Raw genomic sequence first — 16,380 nt, forward strand, 5'->3', positions numbered from 1 at the left:
CAGCGGGGTCAGGCACTGGCGCGCGGCGCCGACGTCCGGTGTGGTGGGCGGGCAGCGATCATCAGTCGGCCCAAGACAGTACCGACCTGATCCACACGGCCGCCTGCTGCGGGGGCGCGAGGGCGTCGACGCCCAGGACGTGGATGCTTCCGAGCGAGCCGTGCGGTCCGCTGACCTGGAGGACTCGGCGGGAGTGCTCGCGGGGACATGGGTGGACGATCACTGCACGCGGGTCGATGCTCGGGGTGTAGCCGATGCTGTAGGTGAGGAGCTGGTGGACGTCGGCGGCACCGATGCCGTAGAGGTCGTAGCGCTTGTACTTGGCATCCACCGGCAGAAGGGTGCGCGCGGACGGGGCATGCCCCGGGAGGCTGAGCAGCACGTCGGGCCGGAAAGTTGAGGTGCTGCCGAGGTCGCCCCGGACGGTGATGCCCGTCGCGCCGCCGCTGGGGACGGTGTGCCCGCCGAGCGGGGCGGCGGCCTCGGTGATCAGGCGCCGGACGACGGCTTCCCAGAGGGCGGGCATGGCCAGGAGGAGCCCGTCCGCCGTCATGCCGTCGTCGGTGAGGAGGTCGGTCACGCCTCCTCCGCGTAGCAGCAGGCGGGCCCAGGTGTGCGCGGTGCGGTAGCGGGCGTTCAGGCGTGTGTATCGGGTGCGGTCCAGGGCACGGAGGGCAGCGACGGGGGTAGGGGCCTGGGGGAATGCGTCGGCGATGGCCTGGAGGTCGCGGGCCAGGTCGGGTTGCGTTGCCAGGGTGCGGGCCACTCGCAGAGCGGTCCCCAGGATGCGGTTGTCCCAGATGTCCGTCTCCCGGTCGAAGGTGCGGACGTGCAGCTGGTCCAGCTGACCGTAGCGCTGGGACGCCTGCGTCGCGACGTCGAGGCGTCCCCGCAGGACGGTTTCCAGGCTCTGGCGGCGTACGTAGTTCCTGCGCAGCCCTCCCCGTACTAGTTGCTCGCACTGCTCCAGCAGGGCCATAGCCACGAGGTCGGCGTAGCCTTCCGGGCCGGTGGCCCAGCGCCGTGCCGTCGCCGGGATCGGTGCTGGTGCGCCAAGGGCGTAGGCGAGCCAGCTCATGAGCTGCTCGCCCGGGATGACGAACTTGGGCTCGATGACCAGGCGGATGCGGTCGAGCACCAGGATGCCGACAGTCGCGTCGGCCTTGAGCCGCCATCCGGCCGGGGCCTGGTCCAGGCTGAGGCAGCCGCCCCTCTGGAGGGCGCGCAGCCGCCCGACGTCCCGGGGCGTGAGCTGGTCAGCCCCCAGAAGTGCGGAACCGTACTCTGCGAGCCGAACCTCTGTGTGGTCAGGCATCGGGGCCCGTCGTGCCGCTTGTGAACTCAGTCGCGAGCGCGCCGGCGAGGTCCTGCGGCGACATCAGCGCGGGACGTCCGGTGTCCGCGTCGACGAGTCCGCCGAGGATGCGGTGCAGCAGGTCGGCGCGGCCCAGGCAGTAGTCCTCCAGGAGCGGGATCACCTCGTGGTGGAAGGCGGCGGCCAGGTCATCCTCGGTGGCGATCGGCTCGCCGTCGCGCAGCAGGTAGGCGTGCCCTATCTGGTGGTCGGCGTCGAGGTGACGAACAATGCGGGTGTTGAGGGACTCGAAGAACTCCGCCAGATCGAGAGGGCCGACGCTGCCGGAGACGGCGTCCGAGTCGGGGCCGACCGGGAGGAAAGCGAAGCGGCGGCGTACAGCGGCGTCCAGATGGCTGATACTGCGGTCCGCCGTGTTCATGGTCCCGATGATCCGCACGTTCGACGGCACCGAGAAGGTGCGCCTGCTGACGGACAGGGCGAGGGGTAGACCGCGCTTGTCGAGTTCGAGAAGAGTAACCAACTCGCCGAAGATGCGCGGCAGATCGCCACGGTTGATCTCGTCGATGATCAGCAGGAACGTCTTGTCCGGGCGAGCGGCGGCCTGGGCACACAGAGTGTGGAACACGCCGTCGGTGAGCGTCAGGGTCAGCCCGGGGCCGGTGGCGCTCAGATCCGGCTTGAAGCCCTCCACGAAGTCCTCATAGCCGTAAGACGGGTGGAAGGTCACCATGTGGATGCGGCCATCCCGCAATATCTCGGCATGGGCCGCGGCCCGCTGGTCTGGCGTGGAGTTGAGCGCGTCCGCATGACCGGCAAGGGCCAGGGCGGCCCCGAGTGCGAGCCGAGTCTTGCCCGTCCCCGGAGGCCCGTGCAAGATCACCTGACCCTTGCGCTCCAGCGCCACCAAGAGACCCGCGACATCCTCGGGCAGTGCGACGGAGCCGCTGGCATACGGCAACGCCGACTCCGTGCCCGACTCGGGGAGGCCCGCGGTGATTCGGGCCAAGAGCGTCGGCTGCACCTTGGCGAATGTGGACCGCCAGCCGTGCTGGGGCTGCGACAGTTTCCGTGCGTGGGAGACGTCCCAGGACACCGGGACGACATGCCGGTACTCGGAGTGGTCGGCCTCGAAGCGGTAACTCCCGCTGACGGTGCCGGTGGCCAAGACCTCGTCCACCCCTCGATTGGCCACGATCCGGTCCCCCGCCTCCAGGTCCCGGAACGCCAGCAGCCGTCGGGCGAGCGTCAGGCTGCCCCCGCTGCTACGCGGCCAGTGTGAGTCGAGTGCCTGCTTCAGCTCGGTGTCGCTCTGGTACTGGCCGAGATCGCCGAGCTCGTCCCACCCTACGCGGATCACCTCGCCGTCACGGCACTCGTCCCACAGCCGCCCTCGTTCACCGGGGGCGATCTTCCAGACGGTGCGCTGCTGCGGACGCGGATCGAACTTCTCGTACAGGAAGTGCATGACTTCCTGCCCGCTCCATCCGTCGAACTCCGCCCGTGAGCTGACCAGTTCCAGCAGTCTGCGGTTGCTGTCCCAGGCGGGTGCATCACTCTGCGCGGTCCCGCCCAGCAAGGTGACGAACTTGCGCAAGTGCTCGCCGGCGTAGATGGGCAGGAAGTGCTCGGGAAAGTAGGTCGCCAGCGATTTGGTCACCAGGGCCTGACCGTAGCGCAGCGCCTGCAGATCGTTCACGGCCTCGAAGTCCCCCGCAGCCACGGCCTCGAAGGCCCGCACGAACCGTCCGCGCAGCTCCTCCCACGAGTCCTGCGGCTCCATCCCGCGCAGCGGAGCGGCCACCCGCCACTCGCCGGAGTTGTGGTGGTACATGATGTGCTTCGCCGCGCTGCCACCCTTGATGCTGCCGAGGTTCGGGGTACCGAACTCCATCAGCCGGCAGTATGTCGGCCCGTTCCCGGACTGCGTGACCTGCCCCAAGGCGTAACGCGACAGCGGTAGGTTCGCCCACTCCTCCAAGGGGAACTGTGACAGCACCTGCTTGCGTTCGCCCTCGGCGGCCGTCGCGGCCTTCGCTGCGGTGCTCCGGTCGAATTCCGCCGCTGGCGCCCGCAGGTCCATATCGTCCGTCATGGCCGTCATGATGCCGGATCACCGGGATTTCGAGCGCTGCACCCAGAAGGGGGGCCGGGCTTGGACATGTCCAAGCCCGGCTCTGGTACTGGTTTCGGATCGTGTGGGGAACGAGGGGCCATGCACACCCGTCCAGGTCGTCACCAGAGCGTTCGAGCTTTCGGGTGCCAGGTGCCTGGACGGGCAGGAGCGCCTTCCAAGTACGGCAGTCAAGGGCCGTCAGTCTGCCTGTTGCCCGGCCGGGTGCAAGGTGAATCGGATGCGCCAGCGAAGTCCGCAGCCGGACGGGTGAGTCCGCCTCCAACTCGGTCCGCAGGTGCGGGCTGCCTCCCTAGACCTCGACGCCGGCCACCCAGGACGCCAGGACGCAGACGTCCAGGACCCGGCCGATCATGCGTGCGGTGAGGCGGGTTTCGTGACGAAGTCGACGGAGTCGGGTATCCCGGCGGCCCGGCAGCGGGCCGTGTCCTGGGTCCAAGAACGCGGGACGTACAGCTCCCGGTCGATCGCCGTGTGCCCGAGCGGGGTGGAGTACGCGAGGTAGACGGCGACTCGGCTGTTCTCGATGCGTCCGTCTCCGCTGTGTTCGATGCGCCCGAACCGCCCGCATACACCGCTTTCGCGAGCTGAAGCATAGCGGAGGGGCACGCGCGGCTGATTGTGCGTCGGGTCCGTGACCTGGCCAAAGCCGCGGTCGAGGGTGAACAGGGCGGGCTGTTCCCCGTCTGGTGCAACGCCCCTTCTTCACCGACAAGCCCGCACAATCCCTCCAGGCCGGGCGGGAACACCGCCATCACGCGGTGGTCGAGCAGGTCATCGCCGACAGCAAGGCCTCTGCCCTGGCTCATCCGCCGTCAGGGCACTTCCACGCCAACGTAACCTGGCTGACTTTGCGGGCGATGACCCGTGCTGCGGGCCGCCGGTGCACCGACCTCGCCCTTCCACACCAAGGTCACCACCGCCACCCTCCGCACCCACCTGGTCCAGGTCCCCGCGGGCCGGTCACGGCGAGGCTTTGTGACCACCGAGGAACCATTCCTTAGTTAACGCTGCACGCATTGGTGAGCTGACCGTAGAATTCCGCGTCCAAGGGGGATCAGCGGGACTTGTGCGGCCACCAGGACAGTACGGACTTCCGTGGCCGCCCTTCGCGTTGGCGGTAGAGGGGACTGCCGTCGACGCCGGTGCTCCGTCGGCCCAGAAGCGACAACATCAGGGACCAGCGTGAAGAACTCGGGTGACTTCGGGGGAACCCAGGACCTTGACCGCCTCAAGACGATGCTTGAGAGCTGGCGCACCTCTCTGGTGGACCTGAGCGGCCGCAACCGGCTGCTCAATTTCCGCCACACCAGGTCGGCGACACTGGAGATCTCGACCCCGTCAGCGCAGAGACTCGTCGAAGGGCTGGCTCGTGGCTGGGACTTCGCGTCGCTCCCGGACGAGGAACCGGAGGCCGACGAGGGCGCGCGTCCCGGCAATGTGGTCCTCGCGAAGAAGGGCGACCGCACGGATGGAATCGTCACCCAGAAGACCACCGCGCCTTCCCTTCTGCGTGCGTTGAACAGCCTGCGCGCCAAAGCGACCCAGGTCTTCAACGACTATGGCCTGTGGACCCTCAACCTCGGCGTCGGCATGCTCCGCTGGCGTGAGGACGGAGCTGAGACGGGCAGCGACGCTCCCCTGGTCCTGATGCCGGTGGTCATCGAGCGCGCGCGCAACGGCCGGATCCGCCTTCGGGCGAGCGATGACGAGGAACCGCGCCTCAACCCGGCGCTGAAGGTGAAGCTGGAGCAATTCCATATCGATTGGACACCAGTCGGCGAACAGGACCCATCCGACCTGCAGGCGGTACTCTCCGCCGCGGCTCGCGCGGTGGTGGGCAAGGCCGGATGGCAGCTCTCCGACCGTGTGGTGCTCGCACTCTTCGCCTCTCACAAGGAGTCGATGTACCAGGACCTGCTGGACAACGAGGGCCGTGTACTCGGCAGTGACCTCGTACGGGCGATGGCGCTCGGCCCGGATGCCGGACTCGCCGCCGACCGCTTCGATTTCGAGGAGATCGAACTCGACCGGATCGACGAACTGAGCCCACCGGAGGACTGCCCGCTGGTGCTCGACGCCGACGCCTCGCAGCGGCAGGCCGTCGCCGCGGCCGTGGCTGGGCGGTCGTTCGTCCTGGACGGCCCGCCGGGCACCGGCAAGAGCCAGACGATCACGAACATGATCGCCGGTCTGATGCACGCGGGCCGCAGTGTGCTGTTCGTCAGTGAGAAGGCGGCGGCCCTGGACGTCGTCCTCGACCGGCTGAAGTCGGTCGGACTCGACTCCTACGCCCTGGCCCTCCACAGCCACAACACCAGCCGCAAAGCGGTGGCCCAGGAGCTGGGCCGGGCGCTCGCGGAGGAGCCGCGTGCACCGCAACTGTCGCAGCAGACCCTGGCGCAGGCCAGGGAACTGCGCCTCGCACTCAGCGCCTACGCCGAAGCGATGAACGAGGTCCGCGGCCCGCTGGGACGGACCCTGCACTACGTGCTCGGTCAGGTCGGCCGACTGTCGGACGCGCCGGTGGCCTATCTGAGCCACGGTGACGACACACCCGACGGGACAGGGGCGACGTTTCGCGCCGAGACGCTCAGCGACGAGGACCTGCGCCTGATCGTCGAGGCGACGAAAGCCATCTCCGACGCCTGGGAGGCGGTCGCTGACCCTTCGTTCCCCTGGCGCGACCTGCGAGCCGGTCTGCCGCATCCACGTCCTGTGCTGGAGCAGGCCCAGGCGGCACGAGTCGCGCTCGCGACGGCGGTCGACCGGTACCGGGATCTCGCACCCGAGGGAATACCCCTGACGGATCAGAGCGGAATCGACCGTCTGATCCTGCTCCTACGGCTGCTCGACGCGCGGAGCCCCGTGCCGGAAGCGTGGCTGACCACGGATGCCTTCGCCGACGAGGTGGACGACCGGGTCGACGCTTTCCTGGCGGAACTGCGCAAGGTGCAGCGTACGGGCGCCGCCGTCCGATCGACGGTGGGCGAGCGGTGGCAGGAACTGTCCACCAGGCTGACGGCTGAGCCGGGGGAGGCCGAGAAGAAGCTCTCGGCGATGGCGCCGCGGGGCCTCGACCTTGCCGGACTCACGGAACAGCGAGCGCGACAACTCGCCGGGGAGTTCGACGCGACCGCTGGTGTGCTGGAGCGGACGCTGCAGAGCCTTGCCTACGTCAGCCAGTTCACCGGGCTCGCGAATCCCGGCAGCCCCGAGAAGGCACGTCATCTGTGTGACGTGATCGCCGTGGCCGGCACCGAACATCGCCCTCCTGAGCAGTGGTTGGTCCCTGAAGGCCCCGCGCGGGCGGAGGAGGCGGCGATCGGCGTCGCTGCCGACGCACTGAGCGACTTCTTCGGACGACGGGACCAGGTACTCTCCGCCCAGGCCCTTGCGACGGACCACATGGGCCCGGGGTGGGCAGAGCTGCGTCCGGAAGTGAGTGCGGAACGACCGGCCAACGAGCAGGCCCTTGCCTCACTGGAACCGTCCGGCGCCGACATCGCGTCGTTGACCGGCCGCGAGGCCGCGGAGCTGGCTGAGCGGTTCGACACGCTCGCCGACACCCTTGAGATGGCAGCCGAGCACGCCGACTCGGTGGCCGAGCGCCTCGGGTGCGGTCGGCCGAAGACGACGTCCGAGGCCGAGGACCTGGCCACGCTCGTAGAGCTGGCCACAGCCTCGGACCGCACGCTCGAAGCATGGCTCGACCCCCGGGCGCTTCCCGGTGTCCAGGCAGCCGTCGCGGAGATTTCCTCGGCCGCCGCGGAACTGGCTGCAGCGGAGGACGCGGCACGTGGCACCTTCCTGACCGAAGTCGTCTCCACGCCCGAACTGCCCGAAACAGTCCATCGGCTCATGGAGGGCCGCCAGGGACTCGCCGGAATGCTGTCCAGCGGCATCCGGGCCGACCGGAAGCTCGTGGCCCGGCTGACGCACGGCGGATCGTGGCGCGGCGAGCTGTACGACAAGCTGCCACTCGCCGACGCCTGGTGGGCCGCCTACCGGAACCTGCATTCGCTGGCCGCGACCCATGCCGAGCTGATAGGCCGCTACCGGGGCACGGCGTTGCCGGACGTCCCAGCACTGCTCAAGGCGCTCGCGCACGCCGAAGCGGTCCACACAATCGCACCGGAAACCGTCGCCGACCCCTGCCGCCGGGGCCTGCTCGCCACTCACCTGGCTGACGGCCGAGAGCCGCAATCCGCACTCGTGGAGCAGGGCACGGCACTGCGCGGCGAACTCGCCACGTGGCGAGGGAACGTGCTCAGCCCGTCGCTGGCACCGCATGCGTCCGACCTCACCAAGCTGCCGCTCGACGACGCCGCCCGCTGGCTGCGCGCTCACCTCGCGCCATCGCGACAGGCCGTCGCGCTGCTGGACACCGTGGCCTCGGTCGGTCGCCGGGAGAGCGTACCCGGTTCCGAGCACACGCTCGCCTCCGCACGTACGGCGGTCACGGTCGCGAACGCGGCACAGAAGGAAACAGCCGCGTTCGCCGCTCAAGCCGTCACCGACCGCAGCCTTCTCGGCCCCTGGTACCGGGGCCTCGACACACAGGCGGACACCCTGCACGACGCCGCGCCCAACGGTGTGACGGGCTACGAGCCGATCGGGCAGCTCCTACGCCGCGCCCTCGACCTGACACGGCAGCGACCGGGCCCGTACGCTACCGAGCGACAGCGCGAGTCGCTGGGTCGGTACGCCCCGGAAGGGCACCCCCGCACCGAGGCATTGCGGGCCGCCCTGGACTCCGCCCGGCTGATCGCCCGTTTCGCACCTGACACGCTCACGGAACCAGCGCGCCGCGCCAGCCTCGTCGAGGCACTGGCCGACGGACGGCCCGAACCGCGCGAACTCCTCGCGCAGACGGACCGGATCCGCCGTGACCTGGACCTCTGGCAGGGGTACACCGGGCAGGCCCACGTCGCGACGGTCGGCACCGCGCTCGCCGCCCGCCCCCTCGAGCGGGCGGCGAGCTGGCTCCGCGCGCACGTGGAGCCCTTCGACGAAGCGGCCGACCTCATCCGCTCAACCGCACGCGTTACGGACGAGGAGACGGATCTCACCCTGTCCCGAGCCAGGGAAGCGGTGGCAGCCGTCGTTTCCGCCCGCGCCGCCGAGTCCTCTTTCGCGGAGAACGACGCCACGTACCGAAGCCTTCTGGGCTCCCTCTACCAGGGCACCGAGACAGACCGTGGTGCGATCCTGGACGCCCTGGACTGGGCCCAGAAGGTCCGTCGTACCGCACACGGCGGCCACTCCGCGCCCCTGCCCCAGGCGGCGGCCCGGCTGATGCTGGCCGCGCCGGCCGACCCGTCCGTCGCGGCGCGCGCCCGCGACTGGCACGGTCAGCGCGAGGCACTCGCCGGGTACTTCGAGCCCGAGCGGGCCGAGGAGCTGCGACGCGAACTCGCCGAATCCCTCACCGCGGCGCAATCGGTCCTGTCCCGCCTCGACCGCGACCCCTTCGGCCCGGAAGCGTGGACCAACTGCGCCGACGCACTGACCCTGCTGCGCCGCTACCGACTCGAGGGGCTGCCCGACCAGCTCGCACGCCGCGAGATCTCCGCCGAGGAATTTCCCGCGGCTATGGAGCGTGCGGTGCTCACCGCGTGGGTCGAGCACCAACTCGCCACCGACCAGAGACTGAAGCCGATGCGGGCCGTGGAACGCGACCAGTTGGTGGAGCGCTTCCAGAGGGCGGACCAGGACCTGGTGGAAGCGGCACACGCCGAGGTCATCGCCGCGTGCAACTCCCGCCGCCCTCGCCGGACATCGGTGGGCCAGGCCGCCGTGATCCGCCGCGAGTCCGAGAAACAGCGTCGGCACATGCCTGTACGGCACTTGCTGCAGCAGACCCGCGACGTCGTACGGCTGGTCAAACCCTGCTTCATGATGAGCCCGCTCACGGTCAGCCAGTTTCTGCCACCGGACTTCGAGTTCGATGTCGTCGTCTTCGACGAGGCGTCCCAGGTGCTGCCCCAGGACGCGGTGAACTCCGTCTACCGGGGCAAGGCCCTCATCGTGGCGGGCGACCAGAAGCAGCTGCCGCCGACCTCGTTCTTCACCGCGGCCGGCGACAGCGACGACGGCGACGAGTGGGACGAGGACAACACCGACGGCTTCGAGTCCATCCTCGACATGTGCAAGGCCAGCGGAGTCCTGCGCGGGCTGCCCCTGCGCTGGCACTACCGCAGTCGGCACGAGAACCTGATCGCCTTCAGCAACCACGACTTCTACGACGACTCCATGGTCACGTTCCCGGGCGCGCTGGAACAGGGACCGGACATCGGCGTGGAGTTCATCAAGGCGGACGGCGTCTACGATCGCGGCGGGAGCAGCGACAACCCACTGGAGGCCACGAAAGTGGCCCAGCGTGTCATCCACCACTTCGACACCCGCCCCGCGCACACCCTCGGCGTGGTCGCGCTGTCGAAGGCGCAGGCGGAGGCGATCGAAGAGGCGGTGCAGAAGGCGAGGGCGGCCCGCCCGGACCTTGACCACCACTTCACGGAGGGCCGGCTCGACGGTTTCTTCATCAAGAACCTCGAAACCGTTCAGGGCGACGAGCGCGACGTCATCATCCTCTCCATCGGCTACGGTCCCGACCACCGGGGCAAGCTGCTGTCGGCATTCGGCCCGATCAACAGGGAGGGCGGCTGGCGACGCCTCAACGTGGCCGTGACCCGCGCCCGGCGCCGCATGGAGGTCGTCGCTTCCTTCCATGGAGGCGATCTGCCGGACAGCGCCAACAAGAGCGTGCAGCACCTCAAGCGGTACTTGCAGTACGCCCAGCACGGTCCTTCCATCCTCCGGACGGAGGCCGCCGATCCGGACGCGGCTCCGGAGAGCCCCTTCGAAGAGGAGGTCATCGACGTCCTGCGGGGCTGGGGATATGAGGTCCAGCCGCAGGTGGGAGTCGCTGGTTTCCGCATCGACATGGCGGTACGGCACCCGGGCGCGCCCGGCACGTACGCGCTGGGCATCGAGTGCGATGGTGCCATGTACCACTCCTCGCGGGCGGCTCGGGACCGCGACCGGTTGAGGGAAGGGGTCCTGCACGACCTGGGTTGGAGGCTGCACCGGATCTGGGGTACGGACTGGTATCGGAACCGGCGGGATGCGATGGCGCGGCTGCGGGCCGCGGTGGAGCAGGCGTGTGCGGAGGATCCGCATGCGGTGCGAGTGGTGCCACCCGTGAGGGTGGACGGCAGCAGCGGCAACCGTGGCGACGGTGACAGCACGGCGGAGGCCGTGGACGACCCCGGGAGCGCACGGCGCGGCGGGTCTGCAGAAGGGGCGGCAGGTGGTCCGGCAGTTCCGCGAGTGGAGTTCGTGACGGTCGACGCCGGCCCCGCGCCTTGGAGCCGTCCCTACCAGGATGTCGACCTTGACCTGTTGGCGGAGGTACGTGACAGGTCGAGCAGTCGGCGGGGCATGTGGGACGTGGAGTTGCAGGACCCGGATGCCCTCGCTGTGGTGGCGGACGTGGCTCTGTGCGTGGTCGAGGTGGAGGGGCCCGTCGAGAAGGAGGTGATCTACAGCAGGGTCCGTCTCGCCTGGGGCCTCGGACGAGCGGGCCCGGTGGTTCGCGACCGCATCGATCGAGCTCTTCGCCGCCTGCTCAAACAGGGCAAGATCGTCAACGTCGGTATAGCCTACGACAGGCCCGGCCGCGAGACGGAGTTCGCCCGCACACCGACGGAACGGTGCGCCCGACGAGTAGCGGAGGTTCCCGTGGCGGAGCGGCAGCTCGTCCTCAGGAACGTGGTCGACGAAGGACCGGGCGTGCAGCGCGAGGACCTGCTGCGGGAGGCCGCTCGCTTCTTCGGGTGGTCGCGGCTCGGACCCGATATCCGGGACGCGCTGACCGGCGACATCGACGTCTTGATCGCCGCCGGACACCTGGTCGAGTCGGAGGGCGGCCTGATGCCGGCGGAGGGTTCTTGATCCGTTGCGGTGAGCTGCCTCGTATCGCCCGGAGAGGCATGTGCGCCCCGACACCGGCCGCATCCGCTGGGATGACGCGGACGCCACCGAGTCCAGCGCGCTGGCTCCGGAGGGCAGAGGCTGTGTATCCGGTATCCGCGGTCACCAGTACGACTGTCCGTACCGCCAGGTACCCTCGGACACATCGTCAACGCGGCCCGACGGGCTTCCGTTCCACTCCGGTGGAGCCTTGAAGGACATGCCCCCACCCGCACGAGTCTCTTCGTGCTGCTTGGGGGAAGTCCTTGCTGTTCCGCGCGTCCGCGAAAACGGTCGCCGTCATGGCATTCGACGGTTCGCTGTTCCTGCACCTCACCGACCAGTTTGTCCATATGCACGGTTATCGGCCCGGCGCTTCGGAGGTGCGTTCCTGGGAGCGCAGCATCCCCGTCCTGGTTGCCGCACTCAACGACGCCGGCCTGGGCGACGTGGAGGTCATGCTGGAGTACGCGCTCCCGCTGAACAGCAAGCGCGCCGACGTCGTCCTCGCCGGAGTGCACCCGGCCACGGGAGAGCCGTCCTACGTCGTGGTGGAACTGAAGCAGTGGAGCCAGGCACTGCCTCACGAGGACGACCCCACCCTGTGCCATGTCGACGCCTATGCCCATCCGGTTCTCAACCCCATCGAGCAGGTCCGCCGCTACTGCGAGTACCTCGTCAACTTCAACGGCGCGGTGGCCGAACACGGGCACCGGGTGGCCGGAGTGGCCTATCTGCACAATGCCACCGAGTTCGGCGTGACCGGGCTGCGGGACATCGAACGTGACGGCCACGGAATGCTCTTCACCGCGGAAGGCCGCGGCGCCTTCCTCGACCACCTCCGTACGAGGCTGAGCGGCGGGCACCCAGGGGCTCAGGCAGCGGACGAACTCCGCGCGGGCGCCACGGTGCCGTCGAAGCAGCTCATGTCCGTGGCCGCCGAGGAGGTGCGCGAGCGCACCCAGTTCGTCCTCCTCGACCAGCAGCAGGTCGCGTACCGCATGGTGCTCAACGCGGTGGAGAAGGCGAAGCGGGCCGACCGCAAGGAGGTCGTCATCGTCACGGGCGGCCCCGGCACCGGCAAGAGCGTCATCGCTCTCCAACTGCTCGGTGAGCTCTATAGGCGTGGGGTTCCGGCGCTGCACGCCACCGGCTCGCAGTCGTTCACGAAGACGATGAGGAAGGTCGCCGGAGCCCGCAAGCGGGAAGTCCAGGACCTGTTCAAATACTTCAACAGCTTCATGACGGCCGAGAAGAACAGCCTGGGCGCCCTGATCTGCGACGAGGCACACCGCATCCGGGAGACCTCGGCCAACCGCTACACGCGCGCCGAGAACCGTACCGGCAGGGCACAGATCGACGAACTCATCGATGTCGCCTACGTGCCCGTCTTCTTCCTCGACGAGCATCAAGTCGTCCGTCCCGGTGAGATGGGCACCGTGGCCGAGATCAAGGCGGCAGCGGCGAAGCGGGGTATCCCCTGCGGTGTCGTCCCGCTGGACAGCCAGTTCCGCTGCGGTGGCAGTGACGCCTACCTGCGCTGGGTGGTCCGCCTCCTCGGGCTGGAGCCGGGCGGGCCGGTCGGGTGGGAACCCGACGGCCGCATGCAGTTGCTGGTCGCCGACAGCCCGCGGGAGTTGGAAGCCTTCCTCGAGGCTCGTCGGACCCAGGGCTACGGCGCCCGTATGTCCGCGGGCTACTGCTGGCGCTGGTCCCCGGAGCCCAGGCCAGGCGACCCGCTCCCGCCCGATGTCGTGATCGGTGACTGGGCCCGTCCCTGGAATCTGCGCGGTGACCGCTCCGTCTCCGGCGCGCCCCCGGCCGCTCTGTGGGCCACCGACCCTGCCGGCTTCGGGCAGATCGGCTGTGTCTACACCGCCCAGGGCTTCGAGTACGACTGGTCCGGCGTGATCGTCGGCCCCGATCTGCTCTGGCGCGGCGACCGCTGGATCACGGACCGCACGGCGTCGAAGGACCCGGTCTTCAGAAAGTCCACGCCCGACACGGACGTGGACCGCCTGATCCGCAACACCTACAAAGTGCTGCTGACCCGGGGCATGGTGGGCACGATCGTCTACTCGACGGATCCGGAGACCCGGGCGAAGCTACGGGAACTGGTGTCCGGCCGACCGGAGCCACGGCCCGCCGCGATTGAGGAGTCCCCTTCCGCGGCGGTGAGCGCGTGACATCCGGCCAGGATGTCCATGCTTTCAGCCGAACCGACGTGTCATATGCGTCGAGGCGGGACGTCAATTCCCTAAGATCCCAAGTGCCATTGCGGTCAGACGGGCTTCCCCACGTGGACATGCCCCCATCCGCACGAGTCATTCGTGCTCTGGGGGATCCACCTCGTGTCCATGCTCCTGCTGAAACTGGCAGCGCGGGATCTGCTGAACCTGAACTCAAGACGTCGTATGGTGCCCCACCTCGCTGCGAGGTGGAAGCACTTCCTCAGCACCGACGCTTCGTTGACCGAACGTTCCGCCTGGGCGGAGAGCCTGGTACATCTTGCCGAGGATCTTGTCGCCGCCGACCGCGGGAACGTCGAGATGGTCGTCGAGTGCGCGGCCACGCTCGACGAGACTGACCGCGTTGGGGACCCGCGGCTTATCGACGTCGTCCTTGTGGGCCGACACCCCGACGAGAACGGACTGTCCGTCCAACTCGTCGAGCTGAAGCGTTGGTCGACGGTGACCCGCGTCGAGCGAGCCACCGCGGAGCTGGTGCATGTTCCCGGCATGGGGGAGAAGAAGCATCCCGCGCTGCAACTGCGTGAATACTACGAGGCGTTCACGAGCGACAGAGGGCCGCTGCACGGACTGGACTTCGAGTGCGGCGGTTTCGCCTATCTGCACAACGCCACCGACACCTCGGTGCTCCCTCTGGTGGGCGTGGACGCGCCGACCGGTTCCTACGCCCGTGTCTACACGAACGATCGCCGCGCCCAACTGCTGTCGGACCTGCGAAGCAGCTTCGCCGTCGACGGCGCCGACTCCGCGGCCGAGGTCCTGTTGCGGAGCATGGGCCTGCGTAACACCCCACTGCTCGACGCCATGATCCGTTCCAGCGGCGAGGACACGGTCTTCACTCTGCGTGGCCGTCAGAAGAAGGTCGCGGACCAGATCCTCGCGACTGCCGCCAAGGTGCTTCCCAATCCCCAGCAGCCAACGCTCCTCCCCGACGAGCGACGGGTGGTGTTCCTCGTCACGGGCGGTGCCGGCACGGGCAAGAGCGCCATCGGTCTCCAGCTCAAGGCTGAACTGGAGGCGGAGGGCCGCATGGTCGAGTACGCGAGCGGTAGCAGGGCCTTCAACGGCGCCCTGCAGGAGCATGTCGGCTTCGGCGACAGGGAGTTCAAGGAGACCTTCACCTACTTCAGCAACTACGTCACCCCGCCCGACCCGCCTCTGGACGTGTTGATCTGCGACGAGGCCCACCGCCTGCGCGACCGCTCCACCAACCGCTTCTGGAAGCCCGAGGACTGGGGCACCAAGCCTCAGGTGGACGAGCTCCTCGATGCCTCCCGGTTGACGGTGTTCTTTCTCGACGAGGGGCAGTCCGTGCGCCCGCAGGAGGTCGGCACCGCCGCTCTCGTGGAGGACGCGGCACGACGCTACGACGCTCACCTGGTCCGTTTCCGCCTGCGGGAACAGTTCAGGTGTGGCGGCAGCGATGCCTACATCCGCTGGGTGCGCGGCGCGCTGGGGGTGTCCGACGCGGAGCCGGAGCCGTGGACCCCGGACGGACTGATGCACGTCGAGGTCGTGGACAGCCCGGAGGAACTTGAGCAGATCATCCGTTCCGAGGCGGGGGCGGGAGCGTCCGCGCGGATGGTTGCCGGATACTGCTGGCCCTGGACGAAACCCTTGGGCAAGGAGAAGCGGCTTGAGCCCGACGTCCGGATCGGTGACTGGCACCGGCCGTGGAACGCGGACAGCGACTCCTTCTGCGAGAACAAGACCGTCCCGCCTTCCAAGATCTGGTCCGTGCACGAGAACGGCCTCGGCCAGATCGGTTGTGTGTACACCGCGCAGGGCCTGGAGTGGGACTGGTGCGGCGTGATCATGGGCGAGGACATGGTGCGCCGGGGCGATCACTGGGTGTTCCGCCGAGGCAAGGAGAGGGCGGACAAGGAGGCGGGTGTCAAGCGGGTAGCTGTTCCCGGGTCGTTCGATCCCAAGGTGAAGCCGAAGAGCGTGGGCGAGGACGAGTTCGCCCGACTCGTCCGGCATGCCTACCACGTGCTGATGACCCGGGCGAGCCGCGCGACCGTGCTCTACTCCCCGGACGCGGAGACCCGGGACTACCTGAAGGGGCTCGTCGGCGACGTCGAGATCCACGGTCTGCGACCCACCTGGGAGAACCTGCCGGAGCAGGCACGACAGCCACATCTGCCCCGGCCCGGCCGAGGACGGCGTCGCCGCAGGAGGCGTCAGAAGAAGGGCGCTCCGCCCGGAGAGATGCGTCTCTTCTGAGACGGTGGAACGGTAGGTGGAGTGGCGGACTCCCGGGTCCGCCACTTGCCGGTCAGAAGACCAGGCGCGCTACCACGGTAGAGGCCGTCACCAGCAGACTGGTGATGACTCCCACCATGACGTCGACCAGAATCCTACGAATCCGATCACGACGTGCAGGCTGGTACTCAACAGGATTCATCGGTTTCCACTCCTGAGCATGAGCTGGGAATGGCAGGGATCGCCCTACCGGGCATCCGCAGTCACACCGCGTGTGGCACGCCGTGGAGACCACTCGTCGCTCATCGCCGAGGACCGGCACCTCGAACACCGCCGACGTACCTTCCGGGAAGGTGCGCAGCGGGTAACCACTTTAGTGCACGCGCAGGTTGGCGCAGATCGATTCGGACGCCGCGGTGTCTTTGCCCTGGCGCCGGACAGGACGGCGTCGATCGCGATGACATCGGCTGTGTGGAGTTTGCGCATTTTCACCTGAAGGCGTT

Annotated in this window: 6 protein-coding genes and 1 pseudogene; 3 read left to right on the top strand and 4 right to left on the bottom strand. The window is 68.7% G+C overall.

Annotation, left to right across the window (positions count from 1 at the left end):
- Positions 1 to 61: 61 nt before the first annotated feature.
- From ACWEFL_RS03180 to ACWEFL_RS03190, 3 genes and pseudogenes are all read right to left on the bottom strand, one after another.
- Positions 62 to 1,315: an McrC family protein gene (locus tag ACWEFL_RS03180; protein ID WP_451706620.1), complete on the bottom strand. Its 1,254-nt coding sequence runs from the start codon at positions 1,313 to 1,315 to the stop codon at positions 62 to 64.
- On the bottom strand, positions 1,308 to 3,410 hold the full coding sequence (locus ACWEFL_RS03185) for an AAA family ATPase (protein WP_451706623.1): 2,103 nt from the start codon (positions 3,408 to 3,410) through the stop codon (positions 1,308 to 1,310). Before ACWEFL_RS03185 ends, ACWEFL_RS03180 begins: the two co-directional genes overlap by 8 nt.
- A gap of 334 nt (positions 3,411 to 3,744) precedes the next feature.
- A pseudogene (locus tag ACWEFL_RS03190) lies at positions 3,745 to 3,983 on the bottom strand (transposase); the annotation flags it as partial.
- 651 nt (positions 3,984 to 4,634) lie between these two features.
- Between ACWEFL_RS03190 and ACWEFL_RS03195 the strand changes: the two are divergent.
- From ACWEFL_RS03195 to ACWEFL_RS03205, 3 genes are all read left to right on the top strand, one after another.
- Entirely contained in the window at positions 4,635 to 11,405 is a 6,771-nt protein-coding gene (locus tag ACWEFL_RS03195; RefSeq protein WP_451706626.1) for a DUF3320 domain-containing protein, read from the top strand.
- 284 nt (positions 11,406 to 11,689) lie between these two features.
- Positions 11,690 to 13,609 carry a DNA/RNA helicase domain-containing protein gene (locus ACWEFL_RS03200; RefSeq protein WP_451706628.1) on the top strand — a complete coding sequence of 640 codons (1,920 nt, stop codon included), beginning with the start codon at positions 11,690 to 11,692 and terminating at the stop codon, positions 13,607 to 13,609.
- 171 nt (positions 13,610 to 13,780) lie between these two features.
- The gene (locus tag ACWEFL_RS03205; RefSeq protein WP_451707305.1) at positions 13,781 to 15,898 is read left to right on the top strand and encodes a DUF2075 domain-containing protein; all 2,118 of its coding nucleotides are present in this window, start codon (positions 13,781 to 13,783) and stop codon (positions 15,896 to 15,898) included.
- A gap of 52 nt (positions 15,899 to 15,950) precedes the next feature.
- Here ACWEFL_RS03205 and ACWEFL_RS03210 read toward each other — a convergent pair whose 3' ends face one another.
- A complete protein-coding gene (locus ACWEFL_RS03210; RefSeq protein WP_451706630.1) occupies positions 15,951 to 16,079 on the bottom strand; it encodes a DUF6408 family protein in 129 nt (42 codons plus the stop codon).
- Between the last annotated feature and the right edge of the window lie 301 nt (positions 16,080 to 16,380).

It is taken from the genome of Streptomyces sp. NPDC004838, assembly GCF_053600955.1.

Coding starts and splice junctions, on each gene's coding strand:
- ACWEFL_RS03185 (WP_451706623.1), bottom strand. CDS start 3,410: ATGACGGACGATATGGACCTGCGGGCGCCAGCGGCGGAATTCGACCGG.
- ACWEFL_RS03210 (WP_451706630.1), bottom strand. CDS start 16,079: ATGAATCCTGTTGAGTACCAGCCTGCACGTCGTGATCGGATTCGTAGG.
- ACWEFL_RS03180 (WP_451706620.1), bottom strand. CDS start 1,315: ATGCCTGACCACACAGAGGTTCGGCTCGCAGAGTACGGTTCCGCACTT.
- ACWEFL_RS03205 (WP_451707305.1), top strand. CDS start 13,781: ATGCTCCTGCTGAAACTGGCAGCGCGGGATCTGCTGAACCTGAACTCA.